This is a genomic window from Rhodococcus sp. NPDC056960, from assembly GCF_042674125.1.
GTDB lineage: Bacteria > Actinomycetota > Actinomycetes > Mycobacteriales > Mycobacteriaceae > Rhodococcus_F.
On the sequence record NZ_JBHURF010000012.1, the window covers coordinates 185,827 to 209,437 of the forward strand.

General features: G+C 69.2%; 9 protein-coding genes. 3 read left to right on the top strand and 6 right to left on the bottom strand.

Annotation, left to right across the window (positions count from 1 at the left end):
- Nucleotides 1–12 precede the first annotated feature (12 nt).
- Nucleotides 13–531, top strand: coding sequence for a protein tyrosine phosphatase (locus tag ACFTWF_RS20700; RefSeq protein WP_378463045.1), 519 nt, complete (start codon nucleotides 13–15; stop codon nucleotides 529–531).
- On the opposite strand, the gene ACFTWF_RS20705 is transcribed toward ACFTWF_RS20700, so the two are convergent.
- Nucleotides 496–2,199 (bottom strand): polysaccharide biosynthesis tyrosine autokinase, encoded by a 1,704-nt coding sequence (locus tag ACFTWF_RS20705; RefSeq protein ID WP_378463046.1) that lies wholly within the window; start codon nucleotides 2,197–2,199, stop codon nucleotides 496–498. The genes ACFTWF_RS20700 and ACFTWF_RS20705 overlap by 36 nt on opposite strands.
- A 121-nt stretch (nucleotides 2,200–2,320) precedes the next feature.
- Nucleotides 2,321–15,025 (bottom strand): amino acid adenylation domain-containing protein, encoded by a 12,705-nt coding sequence (locus tag ACFTWF_RS20710; protein WP_378463047.1) that lies wholly within the window; start codon nucleotides 15,023–15,025, stop codon nucleotides 2,321–2,323.
- 196 nt (nucleotides 15,026–15,221) lie between these two features.
- Between ACFTWF_RS20710 and ACFTWF_RS20715 the strand changes: the two genes are divergently transcribed.
- Nucleotides 15,222–17,111, top strand: coding sequence for a DUF4012 domain-containing protein (locus ACFTWF_RS20715; RefSeq protein ID WP_378463048.1), 1,890 nt, complete (start codon nucleotides 15,222–15,224; stop codon nucleotides 17,109–17,111).
- A 19-nt stretch (nucleotides 17,112–17,130) separates the two neighbouring features.
- Here ACFTWF_RS20715 and ACFTWF_RS20720 read toward each other — a convergent pair whose 3' ends face one another.
- The 4 genes from ACFTWF_RS20720 to ACFTWF_RS20735 all read right to left on the bottom strand — a co-directional run bounded on the left by ACFTWF_RS20720 (nucleotide 17,131) and on the right by ACFTWF_RS20735 (nucleotide 20,026).
- On the bottom strand, nucleotides 17,131–17,364 hold the full coding sequence (locus ACFTWF_RS20720; protein WP_378463049.1) for a hypothetical protein: 234 nt from the start codon (nucleotides 17,362–17,364) through the stop codon (nucleotides 17,131–17,133).
- The gene (locus ACFTWF_RS20725) at nucleotides 17,361–18,614 is read right to left on the bottom strand and encodes a S8 family serine peptidase (protein WP_378463050.1); all 1,254 of its coding nucleotides are present in this window, start codon (nucleotides 18,612–18,614) and stop codon (nucleotides 17,361–17,363) included. The genes ACFTWF_RS20720 and ACFTWF_RS20725 overlap by 4 nt, the downstream gene beginning before the upstream one ends.
- Nucleotides 18,615–18,740: 126 nt before the next feature.
- Nucleotides 18,741–19,421 (bottom strand): hypothetical protein, encoded by a 681-nt coding sequence (locus ACFTWF_RS20730; protein ID WP_378463051.1) that lies wholly within the window; start codon nucleotides 19,419–19,421, stop codon nucleotides 18,741–18,743.
- A 164-nt stretch (nucleotides 19,422–19,585) separates the two neighbouring features.
- Nucleotides 19,586–20,026, bottom strand: a complete 441-nt coding sequence (locus tag ACFTWF_RS20735; protein WP_378463052.1) for a hypothetical protein — start codon at nucleotides 20,024–20,026, stop codon at nucleotides 19,586–19,588.
- 289 nt (nucleotides 20,027–20,315) lie between these two features.
- Between ACFTWF_RS20735 and ACFTWF_RS20740 the strand changes: the two genes are divergently transcribed.
- Nucleotides 20,316–23,162 carry a LuxR C-terminal-related transcriptional regulator gene (locus tag ACFTWF_RS20740; protein WP_378463053.1) on the top strand — a complete coding sequence of 949 codons (2,847 nt, stop codon included), beginning with the start codon at nucleotides 20,316–20,318 and terminating at the stop codon, nucleotides 23,160–23,162.
- Nucleotides 23,163–23,611 lie beyond the last annotated feature (449 nt).

Below are 23,611 nucleotides of genomic sequence, written 5' to 3' on the forward strand. Positions count from 1 at the left end.
TATGCTTCGCCCATGCATGTTCTCTTCGTCTGCACCGGAAACGTCTGCCGCTCCCCAACGGCTGAGCGCCTCGCAGTGGCCTTCGCCGAGGAGCTCGGGATCACCGATCTGACTGCCGAAAGTGCAGGTACACGCGCTGCGGTCGGACGCCCGATGGAACCGACGGCCGCGCAAGTCCTCGAAGGGCTCGGTGGCGATCCCAGCGAGTTCACCGCACGGATGCTCACCGCCGACCTCGCCGTGGCCGCCGATCTGGTGCTGACGATGACCGAGCGTCAGCGCGAGAAGGTGCTGGCACTCGCACCGGAGCAGCTGAAGAAGACGTTCACCCTCCGGGAGGCGGCCCGTCTCGCGGACGCCGCGGATGCGAAATCCGTGGCCGATCTGGCGGCGGCACGTCCCAGACACAAGGCGGGCGAGACCCCCGAGGACGTGCCGGACCCGATGGGACAGGACGAGAACACGTTCCTGACCATCGGGTCCGAGATCGCCGATCTACTGGGTGTGATTACGCGGAGCGTCCGCCTCTGACCAGGAGTCCTGGTCGTCACGGTAGCGGCGGGTGCGCCGGGGTGCGGGAGGCATCGGTGCGCCCGCCTGCTGCTCGTGACCGTACTGCTCGGGACCTCCGTACCACTGCTGGTCCTGGTACGCCGGGGCGCCCTGGTAGGCCGGGACGTCCTGCGGTTCTCCCCCGTACGGGTGCGGTGTGTACTCGTCGTGCACGTACTGGGCCTGCTGCGGCTGGGCCTGCTGCGGTAGCGGCGGCCGCGGCGCCTGCTGCGGAACGGGCGGCTGCGGGAGGGAAACCTGCGCGGGGGTGGCCTGCTGCAACTGCGGCAGGGACTTGTCGGTCTCGTAGTAGTACTTGTACTCGTAGACACCCCGCCCGCGGCTCGGCGTCATCGTGATGATCGTTCCGAGGATGGTCGCCCCCACGCTGTGCAGGTTGCCCACCGCCCTCGACAGCTGGTCGCGCTTGGTTTCGGCGTGGCGCGCGATGACCAGCGCACCGTCCGACATCGCGGTCAGCACGGTCGCGTCGGTGACCGGCAGCAACGGGGACGCGTCGACGATCACGTAGTCGAACCGTTCGCGCAGCTCGGCCAGCACCTGGCGGGCGGTCTCCGTTCCGAGGAGCTCACTCGGGTTCGGCGGGATGGGTCCGGACGCGAGGACGGTGAGGCCCGAGTACTGCGTCGGCTGGAGCACGGCGTCGAGGTCGGCCTTGCCGGCCAGCACGCTGCTGAGGCCGACGGAACCGACGACGCCGAGGTACTTCGACACCCGGGGCTTGCGGAGGTCGCCCTCGACCAGGCACACGTTCTGGCCGCCCTCCGCGAGCACGAGGGCGATGTTGATGGCGGTGGTGGTCTTGCCCTCGGTGGGCAGCGAACTGGTGACGACGATGACGCGCGGCGGGTTGTCGACCTCGAGGAATTGCAGGTTGGTCCGCAGCTCGCGGTAGGACTCGGCGCTCGACGAGTTGCCTTCGGCGAAGTTGATGGCCTGCTGCGTCTGCCGTTCCTTGTCGAACGGGATGGTGCCGATCAGTGCCGAGCCGGCCAGTTCCTCGACGGTGCGCCGATCCTTGACCGTGTTGTCGAGGCGATCCCGCAGGACGGCGAAGGCGATACCGAGCAGGAGCCCGACAGCGGCACCCAGCGCGAGGTTGCGCAGCGTCTTGGGCGAGACGGGAGCGGACGGGGTCTGCGCCTGCTGTTCGACGACGACGCGGGCGGCGGGGGCGCCGCCCTTCTCCGGGGTCTCGAGCTCACGGGCCATGACGACGAACTCGTCGGACAGCGCGTTGGCGATGTCGCGGGCGCGTTCCGGCGACGGATCCTGCACCTTGACGTCGATCAGCACGGTGTCGGGTGCGGAGCTGGCCTTCACCTGGGAGGCGAGCGCCGCGGCCGAGCCGCCGAGATCGAGCTTGTCGATCGTCCGCTGGGCGAGGGTCTCACCGGTGAGCAGTTTCGTGTAGGACGTCACCCGCTGCTGCGAGAACAGGTTGCCCTGGTAGACCTCGTTCACCGAGGATCCGGCGGACGTCGACACGAACAACCGTGTCGAGGCTTCGTAGATCGGCGTCGTCAGCAACGACGCCCCCAGCGCGCCGAGGATCGCCACCACGGTGGTGATCGCGATGATCTTCCATCGGGATTGCAGAATTCGCAGGTAGTCCTGAATTTCCATTATCGAGTCTCTTCCACATTGCGTCGCGCGCGGCGGCGCGATCGAGCTGTCATTCACATCGTCTTGACCCGACGGAATCGCTACATCCTAGTGATGAGGTCCACTGCCGGCGTCACGTGCGTCACGGTTCGCCGTGGTCCCCCGATCTCCGAAGCAGACGGCCGATCTCGGCGAGCGGGCCCGGGTCTGCCATCTCGGAGTGCGTGGTGTCGATGTGGTGCCCGGTGACGACGCCGTCGGCGTGACTACGCCAGGCGTCGACCACATCCGGGTGCCGGGTCAGGTCCTGGGCGGCGACGAAAAGGTCTAGGTCGCCGTCGAGTACGCGCGGGCTGTGTGTCGACGCGATCATCTCGAGTCGCTCGATCACCGCCCGGATCTCGCGCAACCGGTCGACGCTCACGTATTCGCCGAACTGCGCGATCAACTCGTCCTCACCGAGGGTTTCGGGTTCGGGCGGCTGATGCTGCGGCAGGAGCGTGTCGAGGAGGGCGGGCGGCGCCACCTGGTGGCCGGCTTCCCGGAGCTGGACGGCCATCTCGTGGGCGATGGTGCCGCCGAGCGACCACCCCAGCAGGTGGTACGGACCGTCCGGCTGAACGACCCGGATCGCGTCGACATACCGTGCGGCCAGCTGCGACAGCGTCTCGGGCAGGTCCGGCGCGCCGGTCGCCTGCAGTCCGTACAGCGGACGGTCGCCAATATGGTCCGCGAGACCGCTGAAGCACCAGGCCAATCCGCTGAGCGGGTGCACGCAGAACAGGGGCGATCCCGTCCCGGCGGGGCGGAGTTCGACCAGGGTGTCGAAGAAGTTCGCGGACTCTGCGCCGTTCTCGATCCGCGCGGCCAGTCGCTGCACCGTCGGGTCGGTGAAGATCCACTCGATGGGCACGTCGCGTTCCAGCCGGCGGCGCAGTGCGGTCGCCGCCGACGCCGCTCCCATCGAGGTTCCGCCGAGGGTGAAGAACGCTTCGTCGGCGGGTACCTCGTCGCGGCCCAGGATTTCCCCGAAGACCGCGGCGATTTCCTGTTCGAGTTCTCCTGCGGGCTGCGCGGTTTCGGTGATCTCGATCGTCGGCGCCGGCAGCGCGGCGCGGTCGAGTTTGCCGGACGGCAGGAGTGGCAGTGCGTCCACGACCGTGACCGAGGCGGGGACGAGGTGCCGCGGCAGCCGGCCGGCGGCGAAGTCGCGGACGGACGCGGGCACCGGATTCGAGGCGCCACCGACGTAGGAAACGAGCACGGTGCCCGTCGGGGTCGGCATCGCCGTCGTCACGGCGAACTCGACGCCGGGATGGCGGAGCAGCACGGCGTCGACCTCGGCGGGTTCCACCCGGATTCCGCGGATCTTCACCTGGGAGTCGCTGCGGCCCAGGTATTCCAGTTCGCCGTTCGGGTCACGCCGCACGAGGTCGCCGGTGCGGTACAGCCGCTCCCCCGGCTTTCCGTAGGGGTGTGCGACGAATTGTCCTGCGGTGAGGTCGGTTCGGCCCGCGTACCCACGAGCGATGCCACTTCCGGCCAGATACAGTTCCCCGGTGACGCCGTCGGGCACCGGATGCAGGCGCGCATCGAGGACGAAGGCGGCGTTGCCGTCCAGGGCGTTGCCGACGGTGATCGTGCGGCGGGGTTCGAGCGGGCCCGCGACGGCGGCGTCGACGGTGAACTCGGTGGGACCGTACGCGTTGAACAGCCGGTGCCGGCGCGACCAGCGTTCGGCGAGATCCGCGGGCAGTGCCTCTCCCCCGACGACGACGGTCGACGGAGCGAGGTGCTGCGGGTCGAGCGACGCCAGCACGGTCGGCGTGAGCGTGAATTGGGTGATCCTCTGCGACACCAGGAACCGGGTCAGCTCGTCCCCGGCGTAACTGAAGGCGGGGGCCACCACCAGGGCGCCACCCGACGACACGGCCCACAGCATCTCGAATACCGACACGTCGAAGGTCGGGGACGTCAACTGCAGCACCCGGGCAGCGTCGCCGCTTTCCGCGGCCGGAGCGTAGGCGGGCGTGGCGAGGAGTGTCGCGAGACCGCGGTGGGTCACGACGACGCCCTTGGGCCGGCCGGTGGACCCCGACGTGTAGATCATGTAGGCCGCGTTGTCCACGTCGGGCGCGATCGGGTTCGCGTCACCCGTCGGCGTCTCGTCCAGGTTCATCCAGTCGACTGATCGGGGCAGATCGGCGACATCACCGGCGGTGAGTCCGAGCACCGCACCCGAGTCCGTCAGCATCCAGTCGAGCCGCTCCGTGGGGTGGGTGGGGTCCAGCGACATCCACGCGGCACCGGCCTTGGCCACCGCCCACACCGCGAGCAACCAGTTCAGCCCGCGGGGTGCCGCCACCGCGACGACGTCCTCGGGGCCGACGCCGCGGGACGCGAGCGCGCGGGCCCAGCGGTTCGACAGTGCGTGGAGTTCGCGGTAGCTCCACTCGATGTCGCCGTCGATCACCGCGACGGCGGACGGGGTTGCGCGAGCCCGGGTTTCCAGGATGTCGCGCAGCGTCCGCGGCGTGCTCGCGGTCCGCGGTCCCTGCACGAGTCGGGCGCGTTCGGCGTCGTCCAGGATCTCGAGGTCGCCGACAGCCGCCGCGGGGTTGGTGAGGGCGGCGTCGAGGACGACCGCGAACCGGCGCAGGAGCGTCTGTGCCGTCGCCTGGTCGAACAGGTCGGTGGCGTAGTCGAGCCGCACCGTCAGGCCGTCGGGTGCGTCGGTCACGTCCCAGGCGAGGTCGAACTCCGTTGCCTGCGTGTCGGGTCGGTACTCGTCGGTGCCGAGGAACAGTTGCGGGAATTCGACGGCGTGCTGGTACGTCAGCATCACCTGGAACAGCGGGTTGTACGCCGCTGACCGGGGCGGGGCGAGATGCGCGACGACGTCGTCGAACGGGACGTCGGCGTGGGCGAGCGCGTCGAGGTCGACGGTGCGGACGTCGGCGAGGAAGTCCTCGAAGGACTGCGCCGGCGACACCGGGGTCCGGAGTGCCACGGTGCCGACGAACATGCCCACCACGGCGTCGAGCGCCGGGTCGGGGCGACCTCCCACGGCCGTGCCCACCACCACGTCGGGGTGTCCGCTCACGCGCGCCAAGAGGACCGCGAGGGCCGCGTGGAGGACCATGAACACGGTCGTTCCCCGGCTGCGTGCCAGCGCGCCGACGCGCTCGCGCACGTCTTCCCCAGGGGTCCACTCCACACTCGCCCCGGTGCGGCTGGGCAGTTCCGGTCGGGGACGATCGGTCGGCAGCGGGAGCGGGGCGCCCACTCCGGCGAGCACGTGCGCCCAATGGTCGAGTTGGGCTCGGACGAGACTGGCGGGGTCGGAGGCCTCCCCGAGCAGATCGCGCATCCAGATCGCATAGTCGGCGTAGTCCACGGACAGCGGCGCCCAGTGCGGGGCCGACCCGTTCGCGCGGCACCGGTAGGCGGTGTCGAGGTCGGCGAGGAGCGGCGCCATCGACCCGCCGTCCAAGGCGATGTGGTGCACCACGACCCCGAGGGTGTAGTCGCCGGTACCGGTGCGCCACAGCGTCACCCGCACGGGAGGTTCGCTGGTGAGGTCGAAGGGCCGGGCGCTCCACGTGTCGACGGAGAAGTCCGCTGCACCGGCCGCCAGATCGGCGGACACGGTGTCGACGGGCACGACCCGCTGATGCGGACCGTCGGCGTCGACCGGGAAGACGGTGCGCAGCACCGAATGCCGTTGCAGCACATCCCGCATCGCCAGTTCGAGAGCGTCGACGTCGACGTCGCTGCCGATTCGGGTGACGAAAACCATGTTGTGCAGCGCGGAGTGGGGGTCGACCCGGCTCAGCAGCCACATCCGTTGCTGCTGAGGCGACAGCGGCACCCGCGTGCCGCTCGGGCGCGGCACGAGCACCGGCCGGGCGACTCCCGGCGCGGGGTGGTTCAGCCAGCGGGCGAGTGACGCGGGGGTCGGGTTCTCGAACAGCACCCGGACGGGGACGTCGACGCCGAACGTCGCGGACAGGCGAGCCGTCACCGCGGTCGCCGAGAGGGAATCGCCGCCGGCCTCGAAGAAGTGGTGCCCGGCGCCGATCCGGGCGGTGCCGAGCACGTCCGCGAAGACGCCGGCCACCATCTCCTCGACGGGGGTGCGGGGAGGCACCGCGATCGCGTCGTCGTCCCACGCCTCCAGCGCGGCGACGTCGAGTTTGCCGTTGGCGGTGAGCGGCAATGCGTCGATCGCGACGATCCGGGACGGCACCAGGTACGAGGGCAGAGAGCCGGCGAGCTGCTCGCGCACGGCGCGGGAGTCGACGTCCGCTCCGGCGACGAACGCGACGAGGTCGTGGCGCTGCACCGACACGGCGGCCTGCTCGACACCGTCGAGTTGCAGCAGGGCCGCCTCCACCTGCGCCGGTTCGACGCGCATGCCGCGCAGCTTGATCTGGCGGTCGACTCGGCCGAGGAAGGAGAGTGCGCCGTCGGCGCGGCGGTGCACCACGTCGCCCGTGCGGTACATGCGGGTGCCGTCGGGGGCCGCGACGAAGCGCTCCGCCGTCCGGCCGGCTGCGCCCAGGTATCCCTGGGCGAGTCCGGGCCCGGCGAGGTAGAGCTCACCGACACCGCCGACGGGGACGGCCCGCAGCCGGGGGTCGAGCACCAGCGCGGTGGTGCCGGGGATCGGGGCGCCGATCGTCACCGCACCGTCCGCGGACCCCGGGTCGATCTCGGCCAGCGTCGCGACCACCGTCGACTCGGTCGGACCGTAGGCGTTGAGCAGGAGCCGTCCGGTACTCCAGGTCGCGGCCGACTCGGAAGTCAGTGCCTCGCCTCCGACACCGACGACGCGGACCGATTCGAGGCCGCGCGGGTCGAGCGTGGCGAGGACGGACGGTGTGGAGAGGTAGTGCGTGACACGCTGATCGACGAGCAGCCGGTGCAGTTCGGCGCCGGCGAACACGTCGACGGGCGCGACCACCAGGCAGGCCCCCGAGCCGAACGCCAGCAGCATCTCCAGCAGCGCGGCGTCGAAGGCCGGGTTGTAGCCGTGCAGCACCCGGTCGCCGGGGCCCACCCGGTACCGCCGCACCACCTCCGTGGTGAGGGGTCCCAATCCACGGTGGGTGACGGCGACGGCCTTGGGTGTGCCCGTGGAACCGGAGGTGTGGATCACGTACGCCACGTCCCGTGCGCACTTCTGGTAGCCCTGGCTACCGAAACCGCTCACGGGGCTGAACGCCGCACCGGTCTTCGCGATAGCCCACAGTTCGACGACGAAGTCCGGCGACCGCGGCAGGTCGACCGGAACCACCTCGCCCGGTGCGACACCCCGCGCCCGAAGCTCCCGGGCCCGCGCGTCGGAACGCTCGTCCAGTTCGCGGTAGGTCAGCGTGATGTCGCCGTCGGTGAGTGCATCGTGGTTGGGGTATCCGGCGGCGGTGGCCGTCAGGATCTCGGCCAGGGTGCGTTCGACGGCAGGTCGCGCGCCGACCAGTGATTCTCCGCCGGGTAGTGCGACGTCCCCGACCGCGATGCCGGGGTCGGCGCAGATCGCCTCGAGCAGCCGTCCGAGGTTGTCCATCACCGTGTGCACGGTCGCGTGATCGAAGAGATGCGAGTACACCGCGGCACCGGTCATCCCTGCGGGCGCGCCGTCGTCGAACGTCTCGGTGAGCGTCAGGTGGAGGTCGAATTTCGTTGTTCCGGTGTCGAATTCCTCAGCCGTCACCGTCAGGCCCGCCGCCTCGACGGTGGGGATCCGCAGGTTCTGCAGGGCCAGGGCCACCTGCGGGGTCCTCCCCTCGAGCAGTCCGGCGACCACCTCGAACGGCACATCGGCGTGCTCGAATGCGGCGACGTCGAAATCCCGGACCTGCGCGAGGAGCCCGGTGAACGGCATGTCCGGCAGCACCTGCGCCCGCAGCGCGAGGGTGTTCACGAACATGCCCACCACCGAATCCAGCGCCCGGTCACCTCGACCGGCGACGGCGGTGGCGACGACGACGTCCGACCGGGCACCGTGCCGCGACAGCACCACGGACAGCGCCGCGTGCAGAACCATGAACGGTGTGGCGTGGTGCCGCGCCGCCAGGCGGTGGACGGCCTGCTGCACGCCCGACGACACCCCGAATTCGACGACGCCGGCGCGGGTCGACGTGCTCGTCGGGCGGTCCGGCGGAAGGGGCGCCGTGCCGTCGACGCCGTCCAGCGCTCGACGCCAGTGCTCCACCCGCCGCTGCCCGTAGTCACCGTCCAGCAGTTCGCGCTCCCACAGGGCGTAATCGGCGTATTGCAGGGGCAGCGGATCACCGTGCGGGGCGGTGCCGGAGCAGTGCGCCGCGTAGGCGGTCAGCACGTCGGCGACGAGCGGGGTCAGCGACCATCCGTCGGCGGCGATGTGGTGGATGTTCACGGCCAGCACGTGGCTTCGGGGATCGAGCCGCAGCAGCGCGACCCGGATGGGCCGGTCACGCGTCAGGTCGAATCCACGGGACGCGAACCGCTGCAGGAATTCGGCGGGGTCGCGCACGTCGATCGGATCCAGGTCGAGCGGTTCCGGGTCCAGGATCTCCTGGTAGGGGTGCCCGTCCACGGGGTACCGCGTCCGCAGCGTCTCGTGCCGCCGGGTCACGTCCGCGAAGGCCGCGGTCAGCGCGGCGACGTCGAGCGCCCCGTCCATGCGCACCGTGGCGGGCAGGTTGTACGCCGGCGACCCGGGATCCGTTCGGTTCAGCACCCACATGCGGTACTGGCTGCGCGACAACGGAATGCGGTCCGGCCGGGGGCGCGCGACGAGTGCGGGACGCAGGTCGGTCTCGGGGACCGCGTCGTCGAGGGCTTCGGCCAGTTCGGCGACGGTGGGATGCGCGAACAGGGTCCGCAGCGGCACCACGTGCCCCACGGAATCGGTGAGCCGGGCCGTCAGTTGCGTGGCCAGCAGCGAGTTGCCGCCCGCGTCGAAGAAGTGCGTGCCACGGCCGACGTTCTCGGTTCCGAGGACGTCCGCGAACACCCGGGCCACGGCGCGCTCGGTGTCGGTGTGCGGCGGGTCGTGCTCGGCGACCGCGAGTTCCGGCATCGGCAGCGACCGCAGGTCGAGTTTGCCGTTCACGGTGGGCGGCACGGCGTCGAGCACCACCACGGCGGTCGGCACCAGGTACGCCGGCAACAGTTCCGCGAGGCGACGTCGCAGTTCGTGGGTGTCGACGGGTCCCCGGGGCAGCACGTAGGACACCAGCAGGTCGGTGCCGGCGCCGGTGGTGCGCACGACGGTGGCCGCGAACACGACGTCGGCGAGTCGCGCGATGACGGTGTCGATCTCCGCCGGTTCGATGCGCACACCGCGCATCTTGATCTGGGAGTCGTTGCGGCCCAAATACTCGAGTTCGTAGGCGGCCGCCGTTTTGCGCCAGCGCACCAGGTCGCCGGTGCGGTAGCGGCGCGCGCCGCCGTCCGCGGCGACGAACCGCTCCGCCGTCAGGCCCGGCTGATCCTGGTACCCGCGGGCCAGTGCGCCGCCCGCCAGATACAGCTCGCCGGGCACGCCGGGGGGTACCGGGCGGAGCCGGTCATCGAGTACTACCGCGGACACCCCGTGCACGGGAACGCCGATGGATGCCGGCTGCCCCACCGCGAGCGGTCCGGTGCTGATGGCGTACATGGTGGTCTCGGCCGGTCCGTAAGCGTTGTACAGGCGACGCCCCGGCGCCCAGCGGTGCACCAACTCGCTGCCGAGCCGCTCACCGCCGACCATCAGCACCTGCAGGTCCGGGAGTTCCCGTTCGCCGAGGGTCGCGAGGATCGTCGGCGTCATGCACGCGTGGGTGATGCGGTCGCGTTCCATCAGGTCGGCGAGCGCGGGACCGGCGTATTCGGCGTCCGACGCGATCACCAGCGTGGCTCCCGACGCCCCCGCCACCAGGACCTCGAGCAGCGTCATGTCGAATCCGGCTGCGCCGCGGTGCAGCATCCGCGACCCGGGACCGGCCGCGTACCGGGCGCGCAGGTCGGCGTCCAGGGCGGCCAGGCCGGCGTGCGTGATCGCGGCACCCTTGGGGGTGCCCGTCGTTCCCGACGTGTAGACGACGTACGCCACCTCGCACGTGAGTGGCACGGTGTGGCCCGGCACGCTTTCCCACTCACGTGGGGGGAACGGGGTGCGGGCGGGGTCGAACAGCACCGGGGCCGCGCCGGTCTTCGCGATGGCCCACAGTCGCACCACCGAGTCCACCGACCGGGGCTCCGCCCACGGAATCAGCGTTCCCGGACCCGCCCCGGCCTCGCCGAGTTCGCGTGCGACGGCGTCGGAACGGGCGTCCAATTCGCGGTAGGTGAGTTCGACGCCCCCACCCGAGGCCGCGACGGCGTCCGGTGCGACGGCGGCACCCCGGGTGAGGATCGAGCGCAGGGTCGACGGCTCGGGGGCGCGGGGGCCGGCAGCGGGCACCAGTGCGGCACGCTCCGCGGCGTCGAACAGGTCGACGTCGCCCACCGGGATCTGCGGGTCTGCGGCGACGGCCTCGAGGAACCGCACCAGACGCGCCGCGAACTGCTCGACCGACGAGTGCTCGTACAGGTCTGCGTCGTAACCGAAGTCGAGATGCAGGCGTCCGCCGGGGCCGGATTCGGTGACGGTCAGTTGCAGATCGAAGTTCGCCCGGTCCACGACGTCGCCGACGGGCGTCACCGTCAGCCCGGGCAACGTCACAGGGCCCGGTCTGCTCCGCTGCATCGACAGCGCGACCTGGAACAGCGGGTGGTGGGACGTCGACCGCGCCGGGTTCAGCAGTTCGACCAGGGTCTCGAACGGCATGTCGGCGTGCGTGTAGGCGGCGATGTCCCGCTCGTGGACGTGGGCGAGCAGTTCCGCGAAGGTGGCCGACGGGTCTACCGCGGTGCGCAGCACGAGGGTGCCGGCGAACATCCCCACCAGGTCGTCGAGTTGCGGATCGGTGCGGCCGGCGACGGCGGTGCCGATGGGGACGTCCCGGCTGCCGCTGTACCGCGAGAGGACGGCGGCCAGCGCGGCGTGCAGCACCATGAACGTGGTGGCCCGACCGTTGCGCGCCAGCGTGTTCAGCGCGTCGTGCACGTGCTCGCCGACTTCGACGCCGACCGTGCCTGCCCGACCGGACGCGGCGGCGGGGCGCGGGTGGTCGACGGGCAGGGTGACCTGTTCGGGCAGGTCGGCCAGGGTGTCGAGCCAGTAACGCTGCAGGGCGTGGGCGGATGCGTCGTCGAGGACGGCCCGCTGCCACACGCTGTAATCGCTGTACTGCACGGGAAGCGGGGCCCAGTCGGGGCTGCCGCCGCCGAGGCGCGCCTGGTACGCCGTCATCGTGTCGCGGATCAGCGGGGTCAGCGACCACGCGTCGGCGGCGATGTGATGCACCACGAGGGCGAGCACGTGCGCTTCGGGACCGACGCGATACAGCCGCGACCGGATGGGCGCCTCGACGGACACGTCGAATCCGCTGTCGACGAACGCGCGCAGGTGCGCGTCGACGGCGTCCTCGGGCAGCGCGATGGGAGTCAGATCGAGCGGAACGTCGCCGGCGTCGAGCACGACCTGGTGCACACCGTCGGCATCGGACGGGTACACGGTGCGCAGCGTGTGGTGCCGCTCGATCACGTCGTGTGCCGCCGACGTCAGGGCGGACACATCCAGTCCGCCGTCGAGTCGGACGACGAGCGGAAGGTTGTATCCCGATGCCCCGGTGTCGAATTGGTTGACGAACCACATCCGCTGCTGCGCCGGCGAGAGCGGGATGCGACCGTCGCGCGACACGGGCCGCAGCGGAGGACGCCGACGCCCATCACCGGACCGCTCCTCGATCCGCGCGGCCAACTCTGCGACGGTCGGGGCCTCGAACAGGTCCTTCACCGTGACGTCGATGTCGAACACCGCACTCACCCGCGCGGACACCCGCGTGGCGAGCAGCGAATTGCCGCCCAGGTCGAAGAAGTTGTGCCGAGTCCCCACCTCGGCCCCGCCGAGCACCTCGGCGAACACATCCGCCACCACATCCTCGATGGGCGTGTGGGTGCCCTGCGCGTCCGCATGCCGGACCCCCGGATCGGGAAGGGCATCGCGATCCACCTTGCCGTTGACGGTCAACGGAATTGCGGGCACGTGCACCAGCGCGCCGGGCACCATGTGGTCGGGCAGCACCGTCCGCAGGTGCTGGGCCAGGGTCGGCTGATCGACGTCGGCCACCACGTACCCGACGAGTTGCCGTCCGGCGGCCGTGTCGCGGAGGACGACCACCGCGCGTTCGACGCCGGAATGCCGGAGCAGTGCGGCCTCGATCTCACCGGGTTCGATGCGGTAGCCGCGCAACTCGACCTGAGCGTCTGCGCGCCCCACATAGCCCAGGGTGCCGCCGCCGCGGTAGCGGACCAGATCACCGGATCTGTACATCACCGCGCCGTCGACGAAGGGGTTCGCGACGAATCGTTCTGCTGTCAGCCCGGGACGGTGCAGGTATCCGGAGGAGACCTGAGGCCCGGCGACATACAGCTCCCCCACACCGCCCGGCGGAACCGGGCGCAGCGCGGCGTCGAGCACGTAGGTCCGCACACCCGGGAGCGCACGGCCGATGGTCCCGGACGCGTCGTGGGCCGAGGGGTCGAGTTCGGTGGCGGTGACGTGCACGGTCGTTTCGGTGATGCCGTACATGTTGACCGCACGCACCCCGGGATGCCGGGCGAGCCACGGCCACAACGGGGTCGGATCGAGGGCTTCGCCGCCGAAGACCAGCAGCCGCACCGCCAGGTCCGCGTCATCGTCGACCTCTGCCAGCTGACCGAACGCCGACGGCGTCTGGTTGAGGACGGTCACGCCCTCGCGGACCAGCAACGCCTGGAACTCCTGCGGTGACCGGGCCAGGAAGTGGTCGACGAGCACCAGCCGTCCACCGGTGGTGAGGGCGCCCCACATTTCCCACACGGAGAAGTCGAACGAGGGTGAGTGGAACATCGTCCACACGTCGTCGGGCCCGAACCCGAATTCGTCCCGCGTATTCGCCAGCAGCGACAGCACATTGTCGTGCGAGACGAGCACACCCTTCGGCCGGCCGGTCGACCCGGACGTGTAGATCACATATGCACTTCGTGCCCGTGAGTACTTATTAACCGCCCGTGGGTAAGAAGTACTCACGGGCCACGCATCCGCGATCACCGCCAACGGCTTCGCGTCGTCCAGCAGGAACTGGACGCGCTCCGCCGGATACTGCGGGTCGACGGGCAGGTAGACGGCCCCGGCGCGCACCACCCCGATGATCGCGGCGATCAGATCCGGCGACTGCGGCAGCGCGACCGCCACGATGTCGCCGGCAACGACCCCCGACTCGCTGAGCGACGAAGAGACCGCGGCAGAGCGTGCCTCCAGTTCCGCATACGTCAACGACCGGTCTTCGAACGTGACCGCCACCGCGTCCGGGCGTTCCGCGGCCTGCCGCAGAAATAATTCGTGCAGCCACGACGCGTCGGGCTCGCGGCCGGGATCGCTCGTCAGGGCGTCGGCCAGTTCCTCAGCGGTGAGCACGTCGATTGCGCCGACCGAGGCGTCGCTCTCGACCGCGGCAAAGGAGCCGAGAAAGTCGACGAACCGCGACAACAGCCGGTCCAGTTCCGCGTCGTCGTAGCGGCCGGGGTTCGCTTCGAAGTCGACGCGCACGGTGCGACCGTCCACCGACGGGTACAGGTTGAGCGACAGGTCGTCGGCGATCCCGGTCGTCAGCACGTTGAATTCGCCCACGAGGTCACCGAGCACGATCTCGCGGTGGAAGTTCATCACGTTGACGGTCGGGCCGAACCCGCCGCGCGACGGTTGTGCGCGGCCTTCCCACATGTCCTCGTGACGGAATCGCTGACGACGCAACGCACCGGTCAGTTCGAGTTGGACCTTGCGGACCAGCTCTTCCACGCTTCCACCGGGATCGAGATGAACCCGGAGGGGCACGATGTTCGCCATCATTCCTGCCGAACGGCGCGCGGACGCCGTGGTTCGAGCCGAAACAGGAAGGCTGAGTACCACGTCCGTGGCACCGGCCATACGTCCCAGATACGCGGCGAAGGCGGCGACGATGACGGGGACTTCGGACGAGTTCCAGGCGCGGGCCAGTTCCTCGATCCGGCTCGCGACGGCAGCGTCCATGACGCGACTGGCTACCCGTGGCGGGGACGTCGGTCGCGCATGCCGACTCGTCAACCTGACCGGTTCGGGCAGTTCGGAGGTGCGCTCCGCCCAGTACTCACGGTCGCGGAGGTATCGGTCGGTGGTTCGGTACTCGCTCTCCGCGTCGTACATCGAGCGCAGGCTCATCGCCTTCGACTGCGGCGCCTCGGTACCGCTGACGAGATGGGTGTAGAGCTCCGCGACTCGATTCATCAGCACCATGGCGCCGTACGCGTCCATCACCAGGTGGTGCGTGCGGGAGAACCAGAAATAGTGGTCTTTGCCGAGGTGCAGCAGGGTGGCGGAGATCAACCGGTCGGTCATCACGTCGAGGGGCCGACTGTATTCGTCCGTCATCCAGCGGTGCGCCTCGGCGACCGGATCCGCAAGATCCCGCATATCCCGGTAGACGAGCGCATCCTCGATGCTCTGGTCGACCACCTGATGGGGCTCACCGGCCACATCGACCAGCCGAACGAAAGCCGACTCCAACTCGCGGCAACCGCGATCGGTGGCCGCCACGAGGAGGTCGTGATCGATCCTTCCGCGAACCTCGACGAATTGCGCGATATTGAAGGGCACGTCCGGGTCGAGTTGCTGAGCGAACCACAGCGCTTGTTGCGCACGCGAAAGCGGAAATGATCTCACTTCCGCCACCCCGTTCTCACAGGGCCCGAACACCCAGTTGTCCCGCTACTCAGCCCTACCCCGAAAAATGTGAGGCCGTGCCTCGACGGGCCCTACATCGTGGGCGCCTCGCGGTTCGTTACCTGGCCTAGACAATACTGGGCAAATCATCACCGCTCCACACGAGGGGCAGTGTGAGCGCAACGTCACGATAATCTCTGCACACCCCTCAGACAGGAGCCGAGCAGCAATGGACGACAACGTCACGGGCCCGTCGGGTTTCGGCACGTCAGACCCGGACAATCGCGGTTCGGACGACCCGACCCACGCGGCGGACGGCCCGGTTCGACGTGTCCGTAAACGCCGGACACACCAACCGCAGGTGCGGGCCCATCGACTCCGGCGCCGCCTGATTGTCGGCGGCTCAGTGGCCGTCGTGATCGTCGTCGCGTTCGGCGCGTGGCTCGGTTACACCGCCCGCGAGGCGCACGCGAATCTCGAGCAGGCGCGCACGCACGCGCAACTCGCGAAGGACGCCCTGCTCGACGGCGACACCACAGACGCCCAACGGTCGGCGGCCGACGCCGACAAGTACGCGTCGCTGGCGTACGACAACACGCACTCGATTCCGTGGAGCATCTCCGCCGCTGTTCCCGTCCTCGGCAGCCCGTTGGCAACTTCTCAGCAGATCTCCGAGGTCGTGCGGGGGCTGACGCACGACGTGTTGACTCCGGCCGTGGATGCCGGAAGCACCCTCGCACCGGATCAGCTGATCGAGAGTGGTGGCCGGGTCAACGTGCAGTCGCTGCGTGACGCCGTCCCGGTCCTGGATCAGACATCCGTTGCCGCGCAGGCGCTGTCGGATCAGGCGCAGCACGTCGACGAGGCCGCATATCTGGGTGTGGTGAACGAGGCGCGTACCGCGCTGCAGGATCAGACCGCCGAGCTGTCGAAGCTGCTGGGTAACACCGCGATCGCCGCGAAGGTGGTGCCGGCGATGCTCGGCGGAGACGGTCCACGGAACTACTTCCTCGGATTCCAGACGAACGCCGAGGCGCGTGGAACCGGTGGCCTGCTGGGCGGATTCGGCATCGTCCGCGCCAACGACGGCGGAGCCAAGGTCGATGCGCTCGCTTCGAACTCGGAGCTGTCGATGGACAAGAAGCCGCTCGATCTCGGTCCCGATTACGCGGCGCGTTACGGCGAAAGTCGGCCCACCACGGACTCCCGGAACAGCAACCTGAGCTCACATTTTCCTTACGCCGCGCAGATCTGGCGGTCACTCTGGGCGCAACAATCCGGTGAGCAGGTCGATGGCGTCGTGGCGACCGATCCCGTCGCCCTCAGTTATGTGCTCGGCGCCATCGGACCGGTCACCATGCCGGACGGCGAAGTGATCTCCAAGGACAACGTCGTCGAACTCACCGAGTCGACCGCGTATGTGCGATTCGCCGACGACAACAATGCCCGTAAGCAGTACTTGCAGACCGTCGCCGCGCGCGTGGTCGACAAGATGACCGGCAAGCTGTCGTCGCCGCAGGCCCTGCTCGATGCATTGGGCAAGGCCGCCGGTGAGGGCCGCATCGCGGTGTGGAGCGCGGACCCGGCACTCCAGCAGGTGCTTTCGACGACGAAGGTCGGCAACGTCGTTCCGGATGACGCGGCGCCGTACGCGGGTGTCGTGGTGAACAACCAGGGCGGAAACAAGCTCGACTACTACCTGACGCGGGAGATCTCGTACGTGGCCGACAGTTGCGTCGGCGACACCCGGACCTCGACGGTCACGGTGCGCCTGACCAACAACACCCCCGCCGGCGAGTTTCCCGATTACGTGGCAGGTCTGTTCGAGACGGTCGGCAACGTTCCGAAAGGCACGAACGCCATCGACCTGTCGCTGCTCGCCACCCGCGGAGCAACTCTCGACAAGGTGACGGTCAACGGCGCACAGCAGTTCGTCTTCACCGGCAGCGAATTGGGCCATCCCGTGTTCAGCGTGCGGGCCATGGTTCAGCGGGGGAAGACCGCCGAGGTCACGTATCAGCTCACCGAGCCCACCGCGCCGGGTGAGGCCCGGGTTCCGGTGCAGCCGTTGGTGGACTCGCCGAATGTCACGGTCGACGTGCCGAATTGCGGTAGCTGATCCCGCACGGGTACCGCCGCTATTGGGGATTTGCGTCGGGCGGCGGTATCCGAATGGTGTTCTCCGTTTCGACGGACTGCACGCCGGGAACGGACGCGAGCAGGGCACGGTCGTCCTCCCCCACCGCTCCGGAGATGATTCCGATCGTGCGGTGCACCTGGTCGACGCGCATTCCCCGTTGCCGCAGCGCCGCGCCGACCGCTTCGATGGTGTCGAGGTGGTCGGCGTCGACGGTGACGGTGATCCGGATCATGCCGGTGCCTGGATCAATCCCGATCCGACGTCGAGGGACGGCAGCAGGAGTCTCCGGGCCTGCTGGGTGAGAACGGACCACAGTTCGGTTCCCTTGCGTCCGGTTGCCTCACACCACAGGGCGGCGATGCCGGCGACGTGCGGGGTGGCCATGCTCGTCCCGCTCTTCGACCCATACCGCGTCGGAACGGGAACGGTGGAGAACACCCCCACTCCGGGCCCCGCCACGTCGATCTGACCGCCGATCACGGGGTTGCTGCGGGCCGAGAAGTTGGCCAGGCCCAGCGCCCCGTCGACCGCTGCGACGGCCATGATCGACGGACTGTTCGCCGGTGGACCGACGAATCCCAGCTGCCCCGCCGGCCGGTTCGCGTTGTTGCCCGCGGCCGCGACGATCAACGACCCCGACGCCAGCGCCCGGCTGCCCACGGTTTCGTAGGCGACGGACACTGCCTCGACGTTCGCGCCGAGGGACATCGAGATGACTTGGCAGCCGTTCACGATCGCCCATTCGATTCCGGCGAGGATGCTCCGGTCGGCTCCGCGCCCCTGGTCGGACAGCACCTTGCCGACGAAGATGTCCGCCTGATGGGCAATGCCGTATCGGCGGGTGCCGCTCGGAGCCTTGGGGCCGCACGACGTTCCGACGCAGTGCGTGCCGTGCCCGTGTCCGTCCTGCGCCGCGGCACCGGGCACGAACGACTGGGCCGTGATGCTGCGCCCGTCGAAGTCGGGATGTGCCATGTCGAATCCGGTGTCGAGAACGGCGACCTTCACGCCGGAGCCCCCGCACGCCGACGCGGTGACCTTGGTGGCCTGCAGTCCCCACGTGAATTCCGCGGTGTCGCTGAAGCCGGCGGCTTCGGCCTCCACACGTGGATCGGTGCCGACCGAAAGTGCGTAGTGCATCAGCTCGGGCTCGATGGAGAGCACCCGGCCGTCGGTGGCGGCGGCGTCCTGCAGTGCTGCGAGTTGTTCGGGATCCGCGGTGACCACCGCAATCCCCAGCTCGTCGAACACGACGGCGTCGGCTGCCTGCGTCTCCGCCAGGTCCATCGCGCTGGATTCGAATTCGGTGCTGCGTGCCACGTCGGACAGCCCCGCGACGTCGCGGAGTGTCTGTGCGGCGTCCGTTCGGTTGCCGCCTTCGGTGAACACGACGACGTGGCTGCCGGTGACTTCGGGCTCGGAGGGGGCCGCGAGTGTGTTGTCGCCGTCGTTGTCGCCGTAGGAATTTCCGTGTGATATCACGATGCCGTCCTTGATCGGGGTGAGTGGTTGGGGTGGAGTGCTGCGCACCGTGTCCGGTTCGGGGCACCGGACACGGTGCGGTTGGAGTGAGGTCGATCAGCGATGCGTGGTTCGGTGATGCGTGGTTCAGAGAAGGGCGACCACCGCCCCGACTACGCCGAGGGCTTTGCTGATGCTGTCCACGAGCGGCGTGATGTCGAGGTTCGCTGCCGCCGACCACCGCCACCGGTATCCCTGAGCGTTGAAGATGGGCCAGGCGTTACGCAGCGCCGGATTGGTTCCGCTTCGATTCCAGTCGAAGTCGCGGGACCCCGGCTCAAATGTGCCGTGCACTCGGCCCTTCGCCGGCATCACGAACGAGGGATGACCCAGGCCGGTGGTGAGGACCCACGCCACCGACACGGTGTAGCTGGTTGCGCCCGAAACATGCAGGTGCCCACTGTAGTTGTAGCTGCCGTCGGGGAACACCACCATCTGCGTCCATCCGCCGACGGGAACCCCGCCGCCGAACACGATGCGTCCGGATCCGCCGATTTGGGTGAAGCCCTGAATCTCCGCGGTCGGCGACAGGGAATCATCCTGAGCGGCCAGCGTGTCCCAGTCGATGCTGTCCAGTTCGGCGCCTTCGCTTTCCGCCTTGCTCGCGACGCGTTCCGGATCCGGCATTGTGGCGGGTGCGGTGAAGTCGGCCCCCATGACGATCGGTCCCGTGACAGGACGGGCGGCGGCGGGTGCGCCGTTCTCGGACAGTTCCCCCAGGTCCACATACTGGTCGGTGGCATCGTGGGGGACGTTGAGTACAGACATGGCTGTTCCTTTCGAGAGGGACGGCGACCGGGAGGTGAGTGTCGGAGCCTCCGGAGTGGCGCTCGTTGGACGTCCTCAACGGTCGATCACGTGATCCCGGATTCCGCGAGTGCTGCGCTACCCGAATTTCTCCCGGACCGATGCGGCGGGCAGAGTAGTTCGGTTCACGCAACCGCGGAGGTGACGTGATACCAGTCGACGACGACGGACTTCACGCCGACCGAGGCGATCATCGCCCGGACGGGACCCTGGAGACAGAACTCGCTGTCGAGGTGTCGTTCGCTAGGGCACCCGCAGACGGCCGGCGTGGCCGTCACCCCGATCAGGATCTCCGGCGCGGAGCCGGATCGGCCGCCCTCGATGAGGAGGGCTTCCTCGTCGACGCCGCGGACCGCGATGTCGTGACCGTCCGCGACGTCGCCGACGATCAACGCGAGGTAATCGACGTCGGTGTCGGCGTCACGGGTGGCGATCAGACGCGCGGTGCCGGTTTCCAGCGGGACGAGTTCGTCCAACACAAGAACGGCGGATTCGGATTCGCGGAGCCTGTCGAGTTCCACCCGTCGCGCTGTCCAACTGAAGAAGGGCTCCGGCCGCGCGGTCATGACGTTCTCCTGTAGTTCGACGCAATAGCTTTCCGCGATACCCATTCAGCGTGGCCGGGATGTCGGTTAATCTCGCGAGTAGCGTCCTACCCGATCGCGCGAGGCCCGCGGCCAGTCGATCGCAAAACCGAACTCGTCCCCGCTCCCGCTGCTCAATCCGTCGACAGCTCCGGAGTTTTGCGGCCTAAAGCAACTTCGAGGCCGTGTTGCTCTGGTGCGCTAAACAACTCTGGCCCGATACCCGCCGCAGTGCTGTCACCTGTGCCGCGAGAAAACTAGACTCATCGGTATGGGTCCGACGTGGCCTCTGATTCAGCGGCAAGTCGAGTTCGACGCGATCACCGCGTCGCTCACGGCTCGGTCCGGGGGATGCGGTGTGGTCCTCACGGGCGATCCCGGCGTCGGCAAGACCACACTCGCGCGGTTCGCCACCGAGTCGTTGCCGCGTGAGGTGAAGTGGGTGGCGGGCACCGAATCGGCGCGGAGCATTCCGCTGGGCGTGTTCGCCCATCTGGTCGGTGCGTCCACCTCCCGGGATCCGGTTGCCTTCCTGTCCGCGGCGCGGCAGGCGCTCCTCGACGACGGTCACAGTCGCGACGTGGTGATCGGCGTGGACGACGCGCACCTCCTCGACCAGCTCTCGGCGACGTTCCTGCATCAGCTCGCCCTCGACAGGGCGGTGCACATCGTCGCCACCGTGCGCAACGGTGAGACCGTGCCCGACGCGATCACGTCGTTGTGGAAGGACGGGCACCTCTTGCGGCTCGAACTGGCGCCGTTCAGCCGGGACCAGAGCATCGAGTTGATCGAGTCCGTGCTGGACGGCCCCCTCGAGGGGCTGAGTGCCGACATGATCTGGGAGGCGTCGGGCGGAAACGCATTGTTCGTCCGACACCTCGTCGAGGGCGCCCTCGAGGCGGGGACGCTGCGCCGATCTGGTGGTGTGTGGCAGTTGCGGGGCCGGGCCGCCATCACGTCCGAACTCGCGTCACTGCTGGAGCACCGGATCGATCAGATTCCCCACGACGTGTTGCAGGCGTTGCAGCTCCTCACGTTCTGCGAGCCGCTCGATCTCGACATCCTCGGTCAGCTGGCGGGCGAGGACGCCGTCGAGGAGGCGGAGCGCCGCGGCCTCGTCCGAATCGTCGAGGACGGACACCGGCTCGACGTCCGCTACACGCATCCACTGTTCGGCGAGGTGATCCGGCGACGGGTCGGGCGCGCGGCGGGCCGCAGGCTCCGGGGACAGCTCGTGGAGGCCCTGAGCAGCCGGGCGGTGGTCGGATCCGCCAATCGGATTCGCCTGGCCGAGTTGGCCCTCGACAGTGACCGGTCCGTCGACCCCAAACTGCTGGTGACCGCGGCGGAGGATGCGATCGGGTTGGCGAATGTGCCGCTCGGGGAACGACTCGCCCGCGCCGCGCTCGACGAGACCGGCGGTTTCGAGGCGGCCGACCTCCTCGCCAGGGCACTGCTGTGGCAGGGACACGCGACGGAAGCCGAATCGCTGTTGCTCTCCTTTGCGCCCGACAGCCTGGACCAGGTGCAGCTGGTGCGGTGGGGTACGTCGCGGATCGCCAACCTGTTCTGGGCGAGTGGCGAGTCGGAGAAGGCCGACGAGGTACTCGCCGTGCTGCGCGAGAGGGTGACGCATCGCAGTCTCGTGCCGATCATCGAGGGGATCGGCTCGGTGTGTGCGGTGTTCGAGAACCGGCCCGAGGAGGCGGCAGCGGCGGCCACCGCGATTCTGGCCGCCGACCGGGTGCTGCCGTGGGCGGTGGAGTGGGCGTTCTTCGGCGGCGGGCTGTCCCTCGCGCTGATGGGGCGCGGAGGCAGCGTGCCGGAGCTGGCGGCGCGCAGCGCTGCGGTGGCCGACCAGATCGACGGACTGCTGCGCTTCCCCGCCGCACACGGGGAGATCCTCGCGTTGACCCTGACGGGACGTTTCGATGCGGCGGAGCAGCGTGCCGAAAAGTACCTCTCGCTGGCGTCGAGCGGCCGGTACGTGGCGTGGGGGCTGGCGAACATCCTGGTCGGGACGGTGGAACTGGCGCGCGGCCGATTCACCGACGCCGCGCATCGACTGGAGCAGGCGATTGCCGCCCTCGACGTGGGCGACACGGCCGACGCGATCTCGTGGAGTTTCCCCGCCTACATCGCCCTCGGCCAGGCGTATGCGGTACTCGGCCGCGTTCACGAGGCGGAAAACATCATCACTCAGGCGCGAGCCCGGAACGGCCGGCACGTTGCCGTGTTCGGCCCCCAACTCGAATTGTCGAAGGCCTGGCTGGCGGCCGCGCGCGGGGAGACGTCCCGAGCGGTCGGCCTGGCGCGATCGGCCGCCGATTCCGCCTGTACCGCTGGTCAGTTCGGGGTCGAGGCAGTGGCGCTGCACCTCGCCACCCGGTTCGGTGACACCTCGACGGCGTCGCGGCTTGCCGAGTTGACGGATGTCTGCGACGGCGACCTCGTGCAGATGGCCTCCCGGCAGTCCGCGGCCGTCGCGGCGAACGACGGGTGCGCTGTGGCGTCGGCGGCCGCCGAATTCGAGCGGATCGGCGCCCTGCCCGATGCTGCCGACGGCTACGCCCGCGCCGCAATTGCCTTCACACACGCCGGAGACAAGCGGCATTCGATCGAGTGTGCTGCCGCGGCGGAGGCCCTGGCGGCCCGCTGCGATCACATGTCGTCTCCGGCGCTCGTGGAGGCGGCTAATCCACTCCCCCTGACGAGTCGTGAGCGGGAGGTGGGGTCGATGGTGGCGGCCGGGTTGACGAACCGGCAGATCGCCGATCGGCTGGTGGTGTCGGTCCGGACGGTGGAGGGGCATATCTACCGTGCGTGCATGAAGCTCGATGTCGCCGATCGAAACGGTCTTGCGCGGGCGATGGGGACGTCGATTCACGCCGACCGAACCACCGGAGTCGTCCGCACCTGGAGCGACGACGAGGGCTGCGGCGTGATCGATTCCGATGCCACTCCCGGTGGCGCGTGGACGCACTTCAGCAACGTCGATGGTTCGGGCTGTCGTTCGCTGACGCCAGGACAGCACGTGACATTCGAACCAGAGACGATGGTCGGGAGAATGCAGGACGGCTACCGCTACCGCGCGCTGAAGGTTCGGAAGGTGGAGTAGAGCCGCTGAGGGTTGCGGCCATCCCGAGTAGCGAGAACTCAGCGTCGCCCCGGAGGAATGCCGTGACGAACCCGCTCGTGTGGCAGAGGTGGTTTCCCATCGGGCGACGCTGGAGCTGTTTTCCACCGGCACCGACCTCATCACGATGCCCCGGTTTGGTGACACGACTACGGCAAGTCGTCTCACCGAGTTGACCGACATCTGCGACGGCCGTTCTTGCCGTGATTGCAGCCACGCATTCCGCCGCAGAGCGGTAGGGCAAGTCGTGCGACGTGGCATCGGTGCCGACGAGTTCGAGAGGATCGGTGCCCTGCCCGATGCTGGCGACGGCTACGCCGCGGCGGTTGCCCTTACGCGTGCTGGTCTACGGCGGCATGCGATCGAATGTGCCGCCGCGCGGGAGCCTCTCGGCGTGGGGTGGACGGTGGAGATCATGTCTACCGTGTGTG

What these genes read in the sequence shown, in the direction of transcription:
- ACFTWF_RS20700 (WP_378463045.1), top strand. Translation starts at nt 13, where the DNA reads ATGCATGTTCTCTTCGTCTGCACCGGAAACGTCTGCCGCTCCCCAACG.
- ACFTWF_RS20705 (WP_378463046.1), bottom strand. Translation starts at nt 2,199, where the DNA reads ATGGAAATTCAGGACTACCTGCGAATTCTGCAATCCCGATGGAAGATC.
- ACFTWF_RS20715 (WP_378463048.1), top strand. Translation starts at nt 15,222, where the DNA reads ATGGACGACAACGTCACGGGCCCGTCGGGTTTCGGCACGTCAGACCCG.
- ACFTWF_RS20720 (WP_378463049.1), bottom strand. Translation starts at nt 17,364, where the DNA reads ATGATCCGGATCACCGTCACCGTCGACGCCGACCACCTCGACACCATC.
- ACFTWF_RS20730 (WP_378463051.1), bottom strand. Translation starts at nt 19,421, where the DNA reads ATGTCTGTACTCAACGTCCCCCACGATGCCACCGACCAGTATGTGGAC.
- ACFTWF_RS20735 (WP_378463052.1), bottom strand. Translation starts at nt 20,026, where the DNA reads ATGACCGCGCGGCCGGAGCCCTTCTTCAGTTGGACAGCGCGACGGGTG.
- ACFTWF_RS20740 (WP_378463053.1), top strand. Translation starts at nt 20,316, where the DNA reads ATGGGTCCGACGTGGCCTCTGATTCAGCGGCAAGTCGAGTTCGACGCG.